This is a genomic window from Motilibacter rhizosphaerae, assembly GCF_004216915.1.
GTDB classification, from domain to species: Bacteria; Actinomycetota; Actinomycetes; order Motilibacterales; family Motilibacteraceae; genus Motilibacter; species Motilibacter rhizosphaerae.
Genome location: NZ_SGXD01000004.1, coordinates 269,492 through 287,602, shown reverse-complemented (window position 1 = coordinate 287,602; position 18,111 = coordinate 269,492). Strand labels below are relative to the sequence as shown.

The 18,111-nt window shown below is 75.9% G+C and carries 13 protein-coding genes and 1 pseudogene; 12 read left to right on the top strand and 2 right to left on the bottom strand.

Features of this window, described 5'->3' with window-relative positions; translation table 11 throughout:
• Window positions 1-139 precede the first annotated feature (139 nt).
• From rsmH to EV189_RS20800, 8 genes and pseudogenes are all read left to right on the top strand, one after another.
• Complete coding sequence (rsmH, locus tag EV189_RS16360) at window positions 140-1,117, top strand: 16S rRNA (cytosine(1402)-N(4))-methyltransferase RsmH (RefSeq protein ID WP_130494037.1); 978 nt, start codon at window positions 140-142, stop codon at window positions 1,115-1,117.
• Window positions 1,114-1,704 (top strand): cell division protein FtsL, encoded by a 591-nt coding sequence (locus EV189_RS20325; RefSeq protein WP_165400349.1) that lies wholly within the window; start codon window positions 1,114-1,116, stop codon window positions 1,702-1,704. Before rsmH ends, EV189_RS20325 begins: the two co-directional genes overlap by 4 nt.
• Window positions 1,701-3,569 (top strand): peptidoglycan D,D-transpeptidase FtsI family protein, encoded by a 1,869-nt coding sequence (locus tag EV189_RS16355; protein WP_165400348.1) that lies wholly within the window; start codon window positions 1,701-1,703, stop codon window positions 3,567-3,569. Before EV189_RS20325 ends, EV189_RS16355 begins: the two co-directional genes overlap by 4 nt.
• 11 nt (window positions 3,570-3,580) lie before the next feature.
• A complete protein-coding gene (locus tag EV189_RS16350; protein WP_231116488.1) occupies window positions 3,581-5,095 on the top strand; it encodes a UDP-N-acetylmuramoyl-L-alanyl-D-glutamate--2,6-diaminopimelate ligase in 1,515 nt (504 codons plus the stop codon).
• Window positions 5,092-6,552 carry a UDP-N-acetylmuramoyl-tripeptide--D-alanyl-D-alanine ligase gene (locus EV189_RS16345; protein WP_130494035.1) on the top strand — a complete coding sequence of 487 codons (1,461 nt, stop codon included), beginning with the start codon at window positions 5,092-5,094 and terminating at the stop codon, window positions 6,550-6,552. Before EV189_RS16350 ends, EV189_RS16345 begins: the two co-directional genes overlap by 4 nt.
• A complete protein-coding gene (mraY, locus tag EV189_RS16340; protein ID WP_130494034.1) occupies window positions 6,549-7,637 on the top strand; it encodes a phospho-N-acetylmuramoyl-pentapeptide-transferase in 1,089 nt (362 codons plus the stop codon). The genes EV189_RS16345 and mraY overlap by 4 nt, the downstream gene beginning before the upstream one ends.
• Window positions 7,634-9,025, top strand: coding sequence for a UDP-N-acetylmuramoyl-L-alanine--D-glutamate ligase (murD, locus tag EV189_RS16335; RefSeq protein WP_130494033.1), 1,392 nt, complete (start codon window positions 7,634-7,636; stop codon window positions 9,023-9,025). Before mraY ends, murD begins: the two co-directional genes overlap by 4 nt.
• Window positions 9,026-9,044: 19 nt before the next feature.
• Window positions 9,045-10,025 (top strand): annotated as a pseudogene (locus EV189_RS20800) (lysylphosphatidylglycerol synthase transmembrane domain-containing protein); the annotation flags it as partial.
• 57 nt (window positions 10,026-10,082) lie between these two features.
• On the opposite strand, the gene EV189_RS16325 reads toward EV189_RS20800, so the two are convergent.
• Both EV189_RS16325 and EV189_RS16320 read right to left on the bottom strand, forming a co-directional pair.
• Window positions 10,083-12,551 (bottom strand): glycoside hydrolase family 31 protein, encoded by a 2,469-nt coding sequence (locus EV189_RS16325; RefSeq protein ID WP_231116487.1) that lies wholly within the window; start codon window positions 12,549-12,551, stop codon window positions 10,083-10,085.
• Window positions 12,536-13,402: an alpha/beta fold hydrolase gene (locus EV189_RS16320; protein ID WP_130494144.1), complete on the bottom strand. Its 867-nt coding sequence runs from the start codon at window positions 13,400-13,402 to the stop codon at window positions 12,536-12,538. The genes EV189_RS16325 and EV189_RS16320 overlap by 16 nt, the downstream gene beginning before the upstream one ends.
• 124 nt (window positions 13,403-13,526) lie before the next feature.
• On the opposite strand from EV189_RS16320, the gene ftsW reads away from it, so the two are divergent.
• From ftsW to EV189_RS16300, 4 genes are read left to right on the top strand one after another with little or no spacing between them, the layout of a single operon-like run.
• Window positions 13,527-14,780 (top strand): putative lipid II flippase FtsW, encoded by a 1,254-nt coding sequence (gene ftsW / locus EV189_RS16315; RefSeq protein ID WP_130494031.1) that lies wholly within the window; start codon window positions 13,527-13,529, stop codon window positions 14,778-14,780.
• Window positions 14,780-15,874: an undecaprenyldiphospho-muramoylpentapeptide beta-N-acetylglucosaminyltransferase gene (gene murG / locus EV189_RS16310; protein WP_130494030.1), complete on the top strand. Its 1,095-nt coding sequence runs from the start codon at window positions 14,780-14,782 to the stop codon at window positions 15,872-15,874. The genes ftsW and murG overlap by 1 nt, the downstream gene beginning before the upstream one ends.
• A complete protein-coding gene (murC, locus tag EV189_RS16305) occupies window positions 15,871-17,289 on the top strand; it encodes a UDP-N-acetylmuramate--L-alanine ligase (protein WP_231116485.1) in 1,419 nt (472 codons plus the stop codon). The genes murG and murC overlap by 4 nt, the downstream gene beginning before the upstream one ends.
• Window positions 17,286-18,104 carry a cell division protein FtsQ/DivIB gene (locus tag EV189_RS16300; protein ID WP_130494029.1) on the top strand — a complete coding sequence of 273 codons (819 nt, stop codon included), beginning with the start codon at window positions 17,286-17,288 and terminating at the stop codon, window positions 18,102-18,104. Before murC ends, EV189_RS16300 begins: the two co-directional genes overlap by 4 nt.
• Window positions 18,105-18,111: the final 7 nt, after the last annotated feature.

Here is an 18,111-nt window from a genome sequence, read left to right as displayed (position 1 = left end):
CCCCGTCCTGACGCCACTTCCCCGGCGCCAGGGAGGGGCTCGCCGCGCCGGACGGGCGGATGGGGACCGGACGGCACGGCGGCAGCAGGGGGTGGCACCAGCGGGGCGGGCGGGGTCGGCGGGCACGAGGGGGAGCGGCGTGGAGCAGCAGGGAGCGGAGGGCGCGGCGTACGCGCACGTCCCCGTGCTGCTCGAGCGCTGCCTCGACCTCCTGGCCCCCGCGGTGGAGGGCGTGGACGCCCCGGTCGTCGTCGACGCGACCCTCGGCCTGGGCGGCCACACCGAGGCGCTGCTCGACCGCTTCCCCGCCGTGCGCGTCGTCGGCCTCGACCGCGACCCCGAGGCGCTGGAGCGCTCCGGGGAGCGGCTCGCGGCGTACGGCGACCGGCTGACCGCGGTGCACGCGGTCTACGACGAGGTCGGGGAGGTGCTCGAGCGGCTGGGCGTCGAGCGCGTGGCCGGCGTGCTGTTCGACCTCGGGGTCAGCTCGCTGCAGCTCGACGCCGCCCGCCGCGGCTTCGCGTACGCGCAGGACGCCCCGCTCGACATGCGCATGGACCCGACCCGCGGCACCACGGCGGCCGAGGTCCTCAACACGTACTCGGCCGGCGAGCTCGCGCGCGTGCTGCGCGTCTACGGCGAGGAGCGCTTCGCCAAGCGGATCGCCGACGCGGTCGTCCGCGAGCGGGCGGTCGCTCCCCTCTCCTCCACCGCGCGGCTCGCCGAGCTCGTCCGCGACGCCGTCCCCGCGGCGACGCGGCGCACGGGCGGCCACCCCGCGAAGCGCACCTTCCAGGCGCTGCGCATCGAGGTCAACGCCGAGCTCGAGGTGCTCGAGCGCGCGCTGCCCGCCGCCGTCGACGCCCTGGCCCTCGGCGGCCGGGTCGTCGTCCTCGCGTACCAGTCCCTGGAGGACCGGATCGTCAAGCAGGCGCTCGTGCGCCGCGCGACGGTCGACCTCCCGCCCGGCCTGCCGGTGGTGCCGGCCGGGATGGAGCCGGAGCTGCGCCTGCTCACGCGCGGCGCCGAGCTCGCCACCGACGACGAGGTCGCCGCGAACCCGCGGGCGGCATCGGTGCGGCTGCGTGCCGCCGAGAGGATCCGGGAGACGCGATGAGCGCCACGAGCACGATGACGCCGACGGGCGCCGCGACGACGGCCGCGCCGTGCAGGGCGCCCGCGGTCCCCGCAGCGCGTACGCCGCGGCCGGCCCCCGCGGCCCGCCCCGCGCGCCGCCCCCGGCGCGCGCCGTTCGTGCTGCTCGTGCTCTCCCTGCTCGCCGGGGGGCTGGTGGCCATGCTGCTGCTCAACACCGCGCTGGCGCAGGGCGCCTTCACCCAGGCCTCGCTGGAGAAGGAGTCCGCCACCCTGCAGGACCAGCAGCAGCGCTACGCCGCGCTGCTGGCCCAGCAGGAGTCGAGCGTGCTGCTGGCGCAGAAGGCGCGCAAGCAGGGCATGACGCTGGCCTGCTCGCCGACCTTCCTCGACGAGCGCAACGGCACGGTCTACGGCAAGCCCTGCGACGCGCGCCGCGGCGCGCCTGCCGCGGCTGCCGCGACCCCTGCGGCATCGTCTCCGGCGGGGAGCAGCACGAAGGCCAGCACGACGAAGAGCAGCACGACGAAGGCCAGCACGACGAAGAGCAGCACGAGGGCCAGCACCGCCAAGGGCGGCGCGAAGACCAGCACGACGGGGGGCCGGTGAACCAGACGACCGCACCGCGGCGGCCCGCGGCGGCTGCGCCGCGGCGCCCTGCGCCCCCGCCCCGACGTCCCGCGCCGCCGCCGCGCCCGGCGCTCCGCCTCGGCGACTCCTCCCGGCGCACCCGCGCGGTGCTGCTCGCCTTCCTCTTCCTCGTCTCGCTCGTCGCGGGCCGGCTGTTCGAGGTGCAGGGGGTCGAGGGCCCGGCGTACGCGCAGGACGCGTTCCACGACCGGCTGGTGAAGCAGCCGCTGCCCGCGGTGCGGGGCGACATCACCGACCGCCACGGCGTCGCGCTCGCCACCAACGTGCTGGCCTACGACGTCATCGCCGACCCGACCATCGTCAAGGACCCCGCGCGGGTGGGGGCGGCGCTCGCGCCGATCCTCCACGAGCCCGCCGCCGACATCACCGGCCAGATCACCCGGGTCCAGCAGCGCAACGCCGGCAAGCCGCTCAAGGAGCAGTCGCGCTACGCGCCGCTCGCGCAGCGCCAGCCGCCGGCCGTGCGCGCGCAGATCGCGGCCCTGCCGGCGCAGGACCGCTCCGGCGTGCAGCTGCGCACGACCTCGAAGCGGACGTACCCCTCGGGCAGCATCGGCGCGAACGTCGTCGGCCACGTGCGCACCGACGGCACGGCCGCCGCGGGGCTCGAGTACATGCTCGACGGCGTGCTCAAGGGCGTCGACGGCACCGCTCGCTACGAGCGGGCCCCGCAGTCGACCGCGGTGATGCCGACCGGCACGGAGACGGTGAAGGAGCCCGTGGACGGCGCCGCGGTGAAGCTCACCCTGGACCGCGACATCCAGTGGCGCGCCCAGGAGGCCATCGCCGCGCAGGTCAAGGCGAGCGACGCGGACTGGGGCAGCGTCATCGCGCTGGACGTCAAGACGGGCCAGGTCTACGCCATGGCCAACTCGCCGACCTACGACCCCAACGACTACCGCCACGCCGCGAGCGCGGCCTTCACCGACCAGGCCGTGGCGAGCTCGTTCGAGCCCGGCTCGACGAGCAAGGTCATGACGGTCGCGTCCGCGCTCCAGGAGGGCGTGGTGACGCCGTCGAAGGTCTTCACGGTGCCCTACACGAAGAAGATGTCGGACAAGCTCTTCCACGACGACGAGCCCCACCGCGTCTGGCACCCGACCGTCACCGGCATCCTGGCCAAGTCGAGCAACGTCGGCACCATCCAGATCGCCAACCTGATGAGCCCGGCGACGCTCTACTCCTACCTGCAGAAGTTCGGCATCGGCACCAAGCCGCAGACCGGGCTGCAGGGCGAGGCGGCGGGCATCCTCGCGAAGTACACCGAGTGGAGCGGCTCGCAGCGCTACACCGTCGCCTTCGGCCAGGGCCTCGCCACCTCGCTGCTCCAGGTCGCGGACGTCTACCAGACGCTCGCCAACGGCGGGGTGCGGATCCCGCCGACCGTCGTGCAGAGCGTCACGAAGGCCGACGGCACGCCGGTGCCGCTGGCGCCCAGGACGCCGGTCCGCGTGGTCGACCCGCAGGTCGCCAAGCAGATGATGAGCATGATGGAGGCCGTCACCTACGAGGGCGGCACCGGCAAGTACGCGACGATCCCCGGCTACCGCGTCGCCGGCAAGACCGGCACCGCGCAGGTGCCCGGCTGCGGCGGCTACTGCCAGGGCAAGTACCAGTCGTCGTTCGTCGGCGTCGTCCCCGCGGACAACCCGCGCCTCGTCGTGGCCGTCACCATCTCGGTGCCCAAGAAGGGCAGCCACTTCGGCGGGACCATCGCCGCGCCGGTCTTCAACCAGGTCGCGTCGTTCGCGCTCCAGACGCTCGACATCCCGCCGAGCGGCACCACGTCCCCGAAGCCCGACTTCGGCGACGTCCGCGGATAGTCTGTCCAGCCGTGCCCGCCTCCCCGCCCGTCCCGCCCCGGCCGACGGGTCTCCCGCCCGTCGCCCTGGCGGAGCTGGCGGCGGGCGCCGGCGCTGCGGCTCCCGCGGACGGCGTGCTCGTCTCCGGGGTCACGCACGACTCGCGCGACGTCCGCCCCGGCGACCTGTACGCCGCGCTGCCCGGCGCGGTCCACCACGGCGCGGAGTTCGGCGAGCAGGCGCTGCGGGCCGGGGCGGTGGCGGCGCTCACCGACCCCGCCGGCGCCGCCCTGCTGCCTCCGGGCCTGCCCGCGCTGGTCGTCGACGCGCCGCGCACCGTGCTCGGGCCGCTCGCCGCGAGCGTCTACGGCCACCCCGCCGAGCGGCTGCTGGCGCTGGGCGTCACGGGGACGAGCGGGAAGACCACCACGACGTACCTGCTGGACGGCGCGCTCCGCGCGGCCGGAGCCACGACGGGGCTGGTCGGCACGGTCGAGACGCGCATCGCCGGGGAGGTCCTGCCGAGCTCGCTGACGACCCCCGAGGCGCCGCAGCTGCAGGCGCTGCTGGCCGTCATGGTGCAGCGGGGGTGCACGGCGCTGGCGATGGAGGTCTCGAGCCACGCGCTCGCGCTCGGCCGCGTCGACGGCACGGTCTACGACGTGGCCGGGTTCACCAACCTCGGGCGCGACCACCTCGACTTCCACCGCGACATGGCGGACTACCTGGCGGCGAAGGCGCGGCTGTTCACGCCGGCGCTGAGCGAGCGGGCCGTGGTCTGCACCGACACCGACGGTGGCCGGCAGGTCGCTGCGGGCGCGGGCGTCCCCGTGACCACCGTCGCCACGGCCGGGCCGGGGGACTGGACGCTGGAGGGGCTCGTCACCACCGCGACGGGCAGCACCTCGACGGTCGTCGCGCGCGACGGGCGGCGCGTGCCGCTCGCGCTGGGGCTGCCCGGCGCGTACAACGCCGCCAACGCGCTGGTCGCGCTGGCGGTCCTCGACGCCGCCGGGCTCGAGCTGGCCGCGGCGGCGCGCGCCCTCGCGGCGGTCCAGGTGCCGGGGCGCATGGAGCGGGTCGACGACGGGGGATCGGGCATCGTGGGGATCGTCGACTACGCGCACAAGCCCGAGGCGGTGGAGGCCGCCGTCCGCGCCGCGCGGGAGGGCAGCTCCGGCCGGGTGCTCGTCGTGCTCGGCGCCGGCGGTGACCGCGACCGCGCCAAGCGCCCGCTCATGGGCGGCGCCGCGGCGAGGCTGGCCGACGTGGTCGTCGTCACGGACGACAACCCCCGCTCCGAGGACCCGGCGGAGATCCGGGCCGCCGTGCTCGCCGGCACCGCGGACGGGCAGGCCGAGGTCCTCGAGGTCGGCGACCGGGCGGCCGCCATCGCCGAGGCCGTCTCCCGGGCGCGGCCCGGCGACGTCGTGGCCGTGCTGGGCAAGGGCCACGAGCGCGGCCAGCTGGCGGGCGGCGTGCTCACGCCGTTCGACGACCGCGAGGCGCTCCGCGGCGCGCTCGCCGCCGCGGGAGCACGCGCATGAGCATCGGCCGCGGCGACTGGTCCCTCGCCGACGTCGCCCTCGCCGTCGGCGGGGACGTGCGCGACGCTCCCGGTGACCCCGCCGCCGTCCCCGTGCCCGGGCCGGTCGTGCTGGACTCGCGGGCCGCGGAGCCCGGAGCGCTCTTCGTCGCCGTACGCGGTGAGCACGTCGACGGGCACGAGTTCGCGGCCGCCGCCGCAGCGGGCGGAGCGAGCGCCGTGCTGGCAGAGCGGCCCGTGGGCGTCCCCGCCGTCGTCGTCGACGACAGCGCCGCCGCCCTCGCGCGCCTGGCCAGCGCCTCCCTGCAGCGCCTGCCGGGCCTGCGGGTGGTGGGCGTCACCGGGTCGTCGGGCAAGACGTCGACCAAGGACCTGCTCGCCGCCGTGCTCGAGCGCGCGGGCGAGACCGTGGCCACGCAGGGGTCCTTCAACAACGAGCTCGGCCTGCCGCTCACCGTCCTGCGCGCGGACGCCTCGACCCGCTGGCTCGTCCTCGAGATGGGCGCGCGGGGGATCGGGCACATCGCCCACCTCTGCTCGGTCGCACCGCCCCAGGTCGGGGTCGTGCTCAACGTCGGCTCGGCGCACGTGGGGGAGTTCGGCGGGCCCGCGGCCATCGCCCAGGCCAAGGGCGAGCTGGTCGAGGCGCTCGCACCCGACGGGCTCGCGGTCCTCAACGCCGACGACCTCGCCGTGAGCGCGATGGCGGCGCGGACCTCCGCCCGCGTCGTGCGCTTCGGGCTCGGAGCGGGCGCCGACGTCAGCGCCGAGGACATCACCCTCGACGCCCTGGCGCGGCCCCGCTTCCGGCTGCGCACGCCCAGCGGCCCGGCCGAGGTGCTGCTCCGGGTGAGCGGCGAGCACCAGGTGCTCAACGCGCTCGCCGCCGCGGCCGTCGGCCTGGAGGCCGGGCTGTCCCCGGAGGACGTCGCCGAGGCGCTGTCCAGCGCCGACGCCCGCAGCCGCTGGCGGATGGAGGTCGTCGAGCGCGCCGACGGCGTGACGGTGGTCAACGACGCGTACAACGCCAACCCCGAGTCGGTCCGCGCCGCGCTCAAGGGCCTCGCCGCGATGGGCCGGGCCGAGCCCGCCCGGCCGCGCCGCACCTGGGCCGTGCTCGGCGAGATGCGCGAGCTGGGCGACACGACGCGCGAGGAGCACGACCGCGTCGGGCGGCTCGCGGTGCGCCTCGACATCAGCCGCCTCGTCGCCGTCGGCGCTCCCGCCCGGGCGATCGCGCTCGGGGCCGAGCTCGAGGGCTCGTGGAACGGCGAGTCCGCCTGGGTCCCCGACGTCGACACCGCCGTCGCCCTCCTCCACGACGAGGTGCGGCCCGGCGACGTCGTGCTCGTCAAGGCCTCCCGTGCCGCCGGCCTCGAGCGGGTCGCCGACGCCCTGCTCGCGGAGCCGCCGAGCGCAGACCCGTCCGCCGTCCCCTCCCCGGAAGCTCCCGCGTGATCTCCATCCTCGTCGCCGGCGCCGTCGCCCTGCTCGTCGGTCTGTTCGGGACGCCGGTCCTCATCGGCGTCCTGCGCCGGCACGGCTACGCCCAGGCCATCCGCGACGTGAACGAGGGCTACCCCGACCACGACTCCAAGCGCGGCACCCCCTCGATGGGCGGCGCCGTCATCATCTGCGCCGTGCTGCTCGGCTACGTCGTGGCGCACCTGGTCGCGGAGCTCGTGCTCCACTCGCACCGCTCGCACCCGACGCTGTCCGGCGCGCTGGTGCTCGGGCTCATGACGGGGCTCGGCTTCGTGGGGTTCCTCGACGACTACATCAAGATCTTCAAGCAGCGCAGCCTCGGGCTGCGGGCGCGGACGAAGTTCGCCGGCCAGAGCCTCACCGCGCTGGCCTTCGGGGTGCTGGCGCTGCACTTCGAGGACACGCACGGGCTCACCCCGGCCAGCGAGCACATCTCCTTCATCCGCGACACCGCGCTCGTGCTCGGCCCCGTCGTCACGGTCGTCTGGATCTACCTCATGGTCGCGGCCTCCTCGAACGGGGTGAACCTCACCGACGGCCTCGACGGCCTCGCCACCGGCGCGAGCGTCATGACCTTCGGGTCCTACGTGCTCATCGGGGTCTGGCAGTTCGGCAACCGGTGCACGGGGGGCCAGGTGGAGAAGTGCTACCTCGTCCGGGACCCGCTCGACCTCGCGATCATCGCCTCGGCGCTCGTCGGGGCCTGCTTCGGGTTCTTGTGGTGGAACGCCTCCCCGGCCAAGATCTTCATGGGCGACACCGGGTCGCTGGCCCTGGGCGGGGCGCTGGCCGGGCTGGCGGTGCTGACGCGGACGGAGCTCCTGCTCGTGCTGCTCGGCGGGCTGTTCGTCGTCATCACGCTCTCCGTGGTCATCCAGGTCGGCTGGTTCAAGCTCTCCGGCGGCAAGCGGGTCTTCCGCATGGCGCCGCTGCAGCACCACTTCGAGCTCGCAGGGTGGGGCGAGGTGACCATCGTCATCAGGTTCTGGATCATCGCCGGGTTGTTCGTGGCGATCGGGCTGGGCGTGTTCTACGCCGAGTGGGTGCGCTCCACGTGAGCGCCGGCCTGCCCGCCCGGGCCGTCGTCGCCGGGCTCGGCGTCTCCGGCCCCTCGGCCGTGCGCGCGCTGCTCGAGCGCGGCGTCGCGGTCACCGCGGTTGACGCGCGCGAGGACGCGGCGGCTGCCGCGGAGCTCGAGGCGCTCGGCGCCGAGGTGCGGCTGGGCCCGGCCGCGGTGGAGCAGCTCCCGCCGACCGACCTCGTCGTCACCTCCCCGGGATGGCGCCCCACCCAGCCCCTGCTCGCCGCCGCGGGCGCCGCGGGCGTACCGGTGTGGGGGGACGTGGAGCTCGCGTGGCGGCTGCGCGGCCCGCACGCCGCTCCCTGGCTGGCGGTGACCGGCACCAACGGCAAGACGACGACCGTGCGGATGCTCGCCTCGATCCTCGGCGCAGCAGGCCGGCGGGCGATCGCGGCCGGCAACGTCGGCGTCCCGGTGCTCGACGCGGTGCTCGCGGCCGAGCCGTACGACGTCATCGCCGTGGAGCTCTCGAGCTACCAGCTGCACTGGTCCTCGAGCGTGCGCCCCGTCGCCGGGGCCGTGCTCAACCTCGCGCCCGACCACCTCGACTGGCACGGGTCGATGGAGGCCTACGCCGCGGCGAAGGCGAAGGTCTGGCAGGGCGTCGAGGAGGCGGTCTACAACGCCGACGACCCGCTGGTCGCAGGGCTCGTCCGGACAGCCCACGCCCCGCGCGGCTTCACCCTCGGCGTGCCGGCACCCGGGCAGCTCGGCGTCGTCGACGGCGCGCTCGTCGACCGCACCGAGCACGGCGACGAGGAGCTCGCGTCCGTCGACGACGTCGCGCCGGCCGCACCGCACAACCTCGCCAACGCGCTCGCCGCTGCGGGCCTCGCGCTGGCCCTGCACCCGGCGTACCGCGTCGACGACGCGGCCGTCCGCGCCGGCCTGCGCGCCTGGCGGCCGGACGCGCACCGGATCGCCCTCGTCGCGACGCTGGACGGGGTCGACTGGGTCGACGACTCCAAGGCGACCAACCCGCACGCCGCCGCGGCCTCGCTCGCGGCGTACCCCTCGGTGGTGTGGGTCGCCGGCGGCCTCGCGAAGGGCGCGTCGTTCGACGAGCTCGTCGCGGGCGCGCGCGACCGGCTCCGCGGTGTGGTGCTCCTGGGCCGCGAGCGCGAGCTCGTCGCCGCCGCCCTGCAGCGGCACGCGCCGGACGTCCCGGTGGTGGAGGTCGCCGCAGGGGAGGGGGAGGGCGCACGCGCGATGGCCGAGGCGGTCGACGCCGCCGCGCGGCTCGCCCAGCCCGGCGACACCGTGCTGCTGGCGCCGGCCTGCGCCTCGATGGACCAGTTCCGCGACTACGGCGCCCGCGGCGACGCCTTCGCCGACGCCGTCCGCGCCCGCTCCTCCTCCGGCTGACGCCTCCCGCCTCCGGCGGGTGACCGCACCGGGCGCGAGGCAGACTGGACGGGTGGGAGCGAGCGGGAGGACCAGGCGGCTGCGGCCGCTGCTGCTCGCCCTCGTCGCGGTCCTCCTCCTCGTCGAGGCGCTGCTGTTCGCGCGCCAGGCGCGCTCGACCGCGGGCACGCTCGCCCGGCTGGACCCCGCCTGGCTCCTGCTCGCGGTCGTCGCCAACACCGGGTCGATGACCGCCTTCGCCGTCCTCCAGCGGGTCACGCTGCGGGCGGCCGGCGCGCGGCTCGGCCTGCGCCGCGCCGTGCTCATGGCGTACGCGTGCAACGCGGTCAACATCACGCTGCCCGGCGGCAGCCTCGCCGGCTCGGCCTACACCTACCGCCGGATGCGGCGCTGGGGCGCGGAGCCGCACGCGGTGGCGTGGGGGATGGTCGCGTCCGGCGCCGTCTCCAGCCTCGCGCTCACCCTCATCGCCGCGGTGGGGGCCACGCTGGCGGGCCAGCGGCACGGCGACGGGGTGGAGCAGGCCGCGGTCGAGCTGGTCGTCGCCGTCCTGCTCGTCCTCGCCGGGCGCGCTCTCGTGCGCCGCCCGCACCTGCTCGAGCGCGGCGCGGGCGCCGTCCTCCGCACGGCCGAGCGCCGGGTGCGGTGGGTCCGTGCCGGCACGTCCTTCCGCGTGCTCCGCGGGCTGGAGGACTTCCTCTCCGTCCGCCCGCCGGCGCGCATGTGGGCGGAGGCGTCGGGCGCCGCCGTCGCCAACTGGCTGCTCGACCTCGCCTCGCTGGTCTTCGCCTGCTCGGCCGTGGTGACCGGGCACCTCTCGCTCGCGACCGTGATGCTCGCGTACGCCGCGGGCATGGCCGCGTCCAGCATCCCCTTGCTCCCCGCCGGTATCGGCACCGTGGACGGCACGCTCGCCCTGGTGCTGACGAGCCGCGGCGTCCCGGCGGGGCAGGCGCTCGCGGCCGTGCTGCTCTTCCGCGGCGTCACCGTGGTGCTGCTCGCCGCCGTGGGTTGGGCCTGCTTCGGGCTGCTCGCGCTCGGGGACCGGCGCACCCCCTCAGCCGAGCAGCTCGGCCTCGAGCAGGAAGCCCGTGCCGCTGTTGGGAAGCACCCAGCGCTCGTCGCTCGGCTCGACCGCAGTGCCGTCGACCGCCACCCGCCCGGCGGCGGCGCCGTGGAGCACGACGTGCAGCTCCTCGCGCCGGTGCTCGGGGTAGCCCTCGCCGACGACGGTCGCCGCCAGCTCGACGCTCCGGCCGCTGCGGGTGAGCGTCAAGGTCGTCCGTAGCCGCGCGCCGTCCCGGGCGGCGAAGGTGACCCCGTCGTCCTCCTGGACGAAGGACGTCCAGCTGCCGTCCTCGAGCGGGACGAAGACGTGCAGCTCGAGCGCCCGGGGGAAGAAGCCGTCCGTCGACGCCGGGGCCTCGGTCCACATCGGCACGACGGCGCCACCGCGGACGTAGAGCGGGATCCGCTCCATCGGGGTCGCCGCGAGGACGAAGCGCCTGCCCTGCAGCACCTCTCCCGTGGCGAAGTCGTGCCAGCTGCCCTCCGGCAGGTAGACCTGCCGGGAGGTCTGCCCGGCCGCGAGCACCGGGGCCACGAGCAGGTCCGGGCCGAAGAGGTACGCGTCGTCGATCCCGCGCACGGTGTCGTCGTCCTGGAAGTCCAGCACCAGCGGGCGCTGCACCGGGAGCCCGGTCTCGGCGGCGGTGAGGAAGGCCGCGTAGATGTACGGCAGCAGCCGGTAGCGCAGCCGCACCGCCTCGGTCGCCAGCTCCTGGACGACGTCCCCGAACGCCCACACGTACTGGTCGACGTTGCCCGTCGCCGAGTGGTTGCGGAAGAACGGGGTCAGCGCGCCGTACTGCATCCAGCGCAGGAAGAGCTCGGCGTTGGAGCCGCCGGCGAAGCCCCCGACGTCGGCGCCGACGAAGGCCTGCCCGGAGATCCCGAAGCCCGCGGCCATCGGGATCGAGAGCCACAGGTGGTCCCAGCGCGACATGTTGTCGCCCATCCAGTTCGCGGCGTAGCGCTGGATGCCGGCGAAGCCGGCGCGGGACAGCACGAACGTCCGCCTGTCCGGCATCGCCTCGAGCAGCCCGGCCGTCGTGCCCATCGCCATCAGCAGGGCGTACTGGTTGTGGAAGCGCTCGTGCGACGAGCGCCCGCCCTCGAACCGCATGGGCAGGGGCGAGATGTCGCCCGTCGCCGGCTCGTTCATGTCGTTCCAGATGCCGGCGAGCCCGGACTGGACGTGGGCGGCGTTGAGCCGGCCCCACCAGGCGCGGGTCTCCTCCTGGGTGAAGTCGGGGAAGGCGGTGTTGCCCGGCCAGACCTGCCCGATGTAGACGTCACCGCCCTCGGTGCGGCAGAAGTGCCCCTCCCGCAGCCCTTCCTCGAACACCGGATAGCCCGGGTCGTGCTTCACGCCCGGGTCGATGATGGTGATGACGCGGAATCCCTTGCTGCGCAGACGCTGCAGCATGCCGGGCGCGTCGGGGAACTTCTGCCGGTCCCAGGTGAAGACCCGGTAGCCGTCCATGTAGTCGATGTCGAGCCAGAGCGCGTCGCAGGGGACGCCGTCGTGCCGGTGCCGCTCGGCGAGCGCCTCGACGGCGGCCTGGTCGTAGTCGTACCAGCGGCACTGGTGGTAGCCCAGCGACCACAGCGGCGGCGGCTGGGTGCGGCCGGTGAGCCCGGTGTAGGCCGAGAGGATCTCGCGCATCGAGGGGCCGGCGAAGACGTACTCGGTCCACTGGCCGCCGAGGAAGGTGAAGGAGTACGCCTCGGACGGGGTGAAGTCGTAGTGCGCGCGGTAGCCGTTGTCGACGAACGACCCGGCCATGAGCCGCGCGGGGTAGTGGTGGTGGTAGAAGAACGGGATCGAGACGTAGTACGGGTCGAACTCCGTGCTCGTCCGGTCGGCCCTCGGGTCCGCCGCGCCGCGCCCGGCGGTGAACTCGCCCGCCGCGGTGGGGTTGAGGACGTCGGTGTTCCACAGGGTGAAGTCCCGGCCCTTGCGGTCGAGCCCGCCGGACTTCTCGCCCAGCCCGTAGAACGCGTCCTCCTGGCGGCAGCGCCGGCGCACGGTGAACGCGTCGTTGAGCGTCGCGTAGGCGACGGGTCGGCCCGACTCGTCCTCCGCGGTCTCGATGACCGGCGAGCCGTCCGGGCGGTGGACGTCGACGCGGAAGGGCTCGAGCCCCAGGGTGAGCACGAGCCCGGACGTCCGCAGCCGCACGACGCCGGGCTCGCGCTCGACGGTGAAGTCCACCGGCGCCGACAGGGGGTCGGTGCAGACGGCGTACGTCGGGGACTCGTCGAAGCGCCCGGCCCGGCTCATCTTCAGCCGCACCACGTCGTCGCGGACGAGCTCGATGCGCAGCTGCTCGCCGTGCAGGTGCGCGAGCACCCCCCGCTCCGTCTCCTCGACCGCGTCGACCTTCGAGAAGACGAGGTACGCCGAGGTGTCCGGCAGCGTGGGGGAGGGCGTGCCCGCCGTCCCCGTCAGCGCGATCTCCACGAGTCCTCCAGTCGGGCCGCCAGCTGCTCCGGGGCGTCCTCGGCCATGTGGTGCCCGGAGTCGATGCGGCCCCACTCCAGCACAGTGGTCCACGGTCGCCAGATGGCGGGGATGTCCCCGTGCAGCTCCTCGAGGTCGTCGTGGACCGACCACAGCGCGAGCGTGGGGCAGGCGACCCGGCGGCCCGCGGCGCGGTCGGCCTCCTCGTCGGCGCGGTCCACCTCCAGGCCGGCGCGGTAGTCCTCGAGCATCGCGCGCACGACGGAGGGCCGCTGCACGGCTGCCGCGACCTCGGCGTGGTTCTCCGCGCCCAAGCGCGCGGGGTCGAGGCCGGAGTACCACGCCAGCGGGTCCGCGAGGATCGCCCGCTCGGGCCGGTCCGGCTGGGCGAAGAAGAACCAGTGCCAGTACGCCCGGGCGAAGCGCGCATCCGCCCGCGCCAGGTGCTCGCTGATGGGCACGGAGTCCAGGACGGCGAGCGCCCGCACCCGGTCCGGACGGTCCAGCGCCAGCCGGAGGGCGACGTAGCTGCCGCGGTCGTGGCCCGCCACGGCGTACGTGTCGTGGCCGAGGTGCTCCATGACGCGGGCGACGTCGCCGGCCATGGCCCGCTTGCTCGCCTGCCCGTGGTCCGGGCGGGGCGGCGGCGCGGTCGAGGCGCCGTACCCGCGCAGGTCGGGGCAGACCACGGTGAAGCCCGCGGCGACCAGCAGCGGGGCGACCCGGTGCCAGGTCGCGCCGGTGCGCGGGTGGCCGTGCAGCAGCACCACCGGCGGCCCGTCGCCGCCGTGCCGGACGCGCAGCACCGCCTCCCCGACGTCGACCCGCTCGTCCGTGAACCCGTCGAACACCGTGCGTCCTCCTCCGGTCACGCAATGCTCTCGTCCCGGCTCGGCGCGCCTGCCCGGAGCCGCCCGTCCCGCTCCGTACGATCGTCGCGCGCAGGGGGCACGAGCGAGCGGCAGGGGGCAGCGGATGAGCGGGACCGCGGCACGCGTCCGCACGCGGCGGCAGCTGCCCACGCCCGGCGCGGGCGCGGTCGCCAGCGTCAAGGGGCTGCTCGAGCGGCCGAACGCCGCGTTCGTCATCATCCTCGGCAGCGCGGGCCTGCTCGTCCTGCTCGGGCTCGTCATGGTGCTCTCCGCCTCGAGCGTCGAGTCCTACCGCGACCACGGCTCGTCGTTCTGGTTCTGGCGCAAGCAGGTGCGGTTCTTCGCGCTCGGCCTCCCCGTGCTCTTCGTCTGCGCCCGGCTGCCCGTGCGGGCGTGGCGCGCCCTCGCGTACCCCTCGCTGCTCGTCGCCGGCACCCTGCTGGCCCTCGTCCAGGTCGCGGGGTCGCACTCGGTCAACGGCAACACGAACTGGATCGTCGTCGGCGGCGTGCAGGTCCAGCCCAGCGAGGCGGCGAAGCTCGCGCTGATCCTGTGGGGCGCGGACCTGCTGACCCGCAAGCACAAGCTGCTCACCCAGTGGAAGCACCTGCTCGTGCCGCTGGTCCCGGTGACGGGCGTCGTCCTGCTGCTCGTCCTGTGGGGCAACGACCTCGGCACCGCGCTCGTCCTCATCGTCATCCTGCTCGCCCTGCTCTTCTTCGCGGGGGCGCCGTTCCGGCTGTTCGGGCTCGTCCTCGGCGTCGGCGGCGGCCTCGCCGGCCTGCTCGCCGCGACCAACGCCAACCGCGTCGGCCGCATCTCGGCCTGGCTGGACCCGAGCAGCGACGTCGCGCAGGTCAACTACCAGCCGCTGCACGGGCGGTACGCCCTCGGGACGGGCGGCTGGTTCGGCGTCGGGCTCGGGGCCTCGCGCGAGAAGTGGGGCAACCTGCCCGAGGCCCAGAACGACTTCATCTTCGCGATCATCGGCGAGGAGCTGGGACTGCTCGGCACCATCAGCGTGCTCCTGCTCTACACCGCCCTCTGCTACGGCGGCTACCGCGTGGCCCTGCGCTCCACCGGCCGGTTCGAGCAGCTCGCCGCCGCGGGCGTCACCACGTGGCTCGGCTTCCAGACCCTCGTCAACATCGGCGCCGTCGTCGGCCTCATGCCGGTCATCGGCATCCCCCTGCCGCTCGTCTCCGCGGGCGGGTCGGCGCTGCTGACGACGCTGGCGGCCATCGGCCTGCTGCTCAGCCTGGCGCGGGCCCAGGCCAAGGAGGAGCGCGCCGCCCGGGCGGTGCTCCCGCTGCCGGAGCCCGTGGCCGTCCGGGTGCCCGAGCAGGTCGGCCGCTGATGCACGTCGTGCTCGCCGGCGGCGGCACCGCGGGGCACGTCGAGCCCGCGCTCGCCCTCGCCGACGCCCTGCGCCGGCGCGACCCCTCGATCGGCATCACCGCGCTCGGCACCCCGCGCGGGCTGGAGGCGCGGCTCGTCCCCGACCGCGGCTACGAGCTGCGGATGATCCCGCCCGTGCCCGTCCCGCGCAGGCCCACGCCGCAGCTGCTCGCGCTCCCGCTGCGCGTCCGGTCCGCCGTCGCCGAGACCGCTGCGGTGCTGCGCGACGTGGACGCCGACGTCGTCGTCGGCTTCGGCGGCTACGTCGCGGCCCCCGCGTACCTCGCGGCGCGGCGGACCGGTGCGCGCGTCGTCGTCCACGAGGCCAACGTCCGTCCGGGCCTCGCCAACCGGCTCGGCGCACGGATGGCCGACGCCGTCGGGAGCGCCTGGCCGGACAGCACGCTGCCGCACGCGGAGTACGTCGGGATGCCGCTGCGCCGCTCGATCAGCACGCTCGACCGCGCCGCGGCCCGACAGCCGGCCCGCGCGGAGCTCGGGCTGGACCCGGACGCGCCGTGCCTGCTCGTCTTCGGCGGCTCGCAGGGCGCGCGCACGCTCAACCGGGCGGCCTCCGGAGCGGCGCGGGCCCTGCTCGACGCCGGCGTGCAGGTGCTGCACGCGGTCGGGCGCGGGGGAGCGGTCGACGTGCCCGACGACCCGCGCTACGCGGTGCGCGAGTACCTCGACCGGATGGACCTCGCGTATGCCGCGGCCGACCTCGTGCTGTGCCGGTCCGGGGCGATGACGTGCAGCGAGCTGGCGGCGGTCGGCCTGCCCGCGGCGTACGTGCCGTTCCCGCACGGCAACGGCGAGCAGCGGCTCAACGCCGCACCGGTGGTCGCGGCCGGCGGGGGGCTGCTCGTCGAGGACGCGGCCTGCACGCCGGAGGAGGTCGAGCGGACCCTGCTCCCGCTGCTCCGCGACCCCGAGCGGCTTGGGAGGATGTCGGCCGCGGCCGCCGCGTTCGGCCGCCGGGACGGCGACGACCGTCTCGCCGACCTCGTGCTCGCCGCCGGCGCCGGGCGCTCGTCCCGGGAGGACCCCTCGTGAGCGCCGTGCCCGCCCCCGACCCCGTGCCGCCGGCCGACCAGCTGGGCCGCGTCCACTTCGTCGGCATCGGGGGTGCCGGGATGTCCGGCATCGCGCGGATCCTGCTCGCCCGCGGGGCGTCGGTCTCCGGCAGCGACGCACGCGACTCCCGCGCCCTGACCGCGCTGCGCGCGCTCGGCGCGACCGTGCACGTCGGGCACGCGGCGGACAACGTCAGCGGCGCCGACACCGTCGTCGTGTCGAGCGCGATCCGCCCGGACAACCCCGAGCTCGTCGAGGCCCGCGCCCGGGGCCTGCTCGTGCTCCCGCGCGCGGCCGCGCTCGCCGCCGTCATGGCCGGGCGCCGCGCCCTCGCCGTGGCCGGGACCCACGGCAAGACGACGACGACGTCGATGCTCACCGTCGCGCTGCAGCACTGCGGGGCCGACCCGTCGTTCGCGATCGGCGGCAGCCTCAACGAGTCCGGGGCCAACGCCCACAACGGCTCGGGCGACCTGTTCGTCGCGGAGGCCGACGAGAGCGACGGCTCGTTCCTGCTCTACTCGCCCTCCGCCGCGATCGTCACCAACGTCGAGGCCGACCACCTCGACCACTACGGCACGGGGGAGGCCGTCGCAGCGGCCTTCGAGGCCTTCGCGCGCCGCATCCAGCCGGGCGGCTTCCTCGTGACGTGCGCCGACGACCCGGGCGCGGTGGCCCTGGCGCGTACCGCATCCGCGGAGGGCATCGACGTGCGCAGCTACGGCGAGAGCGCCGCGGCGGGCGTGCGCATCGAGGACCTCTACGTCGCGGGGTCGGGCTCCCGCTTCACCGCGGTCGTGCAGGGCCGGCGCGTGGGCGAGGTGGCGCTGCAGGTGCCCGGGCGGCACAACGCGCTCAACGCCGCGGCCGCGCTGACGACCGCGCTCGGCCTGGGCTTCTCCGCCGCGGAGGTGCGTGAGGGGCTCGAGCGCTTCAGCGGCACCCGGCGCCGCTTCGAGGCGAAGGGCACCGCCGGCGGCGTCCGCGTCTTCGACGACTACGCCCACCACCCGACCGAGATCCGCGCGACGCTGTCCGCCGCGCGCTCGGTCGCGCACGGCGGCCGGCTCGTCGTCGCCTTCCAGCCGCACCGCTACAGCCGCACCGCCGCCTTCCGCGACGAGTTCGGCGCCGCCCTCGGCCTGGCCGACGCCGTCGTCGTCATGGACGTGTACGCCGCGGGCGAGGACCCGGTGCCGGGAGCGACCGGCGAGGCCGTGGCCGCCGCCGTGCCGCTGCCGGCCGGCGAGGTCGTCTACGAGCCCTCCTGGTCGGCCGTTGCCGGGCGCCTCGCGGAGCTCGCCCGCCCCGGCGACCTCGTCCTCACCCTCGGGGCCGGCGACGTCACGATGATCGGCCCCGAGGCGCTCGAGCTGCTCGGGGCGCGGGGATGACGGCCCGCCGGACCGCGGTGCGCCCCGGCCGCGCTGGGCGCCGGCCCGGCGGGGCGACCGTCCGCGTGGCGCGCGAGTCGTCGCGGCCGGCTCCTCAGCCCGTACGCCGTCCCTGGCTCTCGCGCCGCGCGCTGGTCGCGCTGCTCGGCGTCGTGACCGTGCTCGTGCTGGCCGGCTGGGTGGCGCTCGGCACCAGCGCGCTCGGCGTGCACACGGTCGAGGTGCGCGGCACCGACCGGGTGCCCGCCGCGGCGGTGCGCGCCGCCGTGGGCGTCCGCGCCGGGTTCCCGCTCCCGCGCGTCGACCCGGCCGCGGCCGCCCGCCGCGTCCGGGCCCTGCCGGCGGTGGCCTCGGCGACCGTGACGCGCGTCTGGCCGCACACCCTGCGCGTGCAGGTGGTCGAGCGGCAGCCCGTCGCCGTCGTCCAGAAGGGCTCGGGCTGGTCCTACGTCGACGCCGCCGGCACCGCCTTCGCTGCCGCCCCGGCCACAGCCGGCCGCTCCGCGGACGTCCCCGTGATCCGTACGCGGCGGGGCGACACCGGCGCCCTGCGCTCGGCCGCCGCGGTCGTGGCCGTGCTCCCGGGAGCCGTGCTCGCACAGCTCACCAGCGTCGACGCCGACAGCGTGGACAGCGTCACGCTGCGCCTGCACGGCGGGTCGTCGGTCGTGTGGGGGAGCCCCGAGGGCTCGGCCCGCAAGGCCCAGGTGCTGGCCGTGCTCATGCGCTCGGTCTCCGGCGGGACGGTCTACGACGTCAGCGCACCCGAGGCGCCGACCGTCCGCGGCGCCCCGGCGCCGACGCCCACGGGCTGAGCCCGGC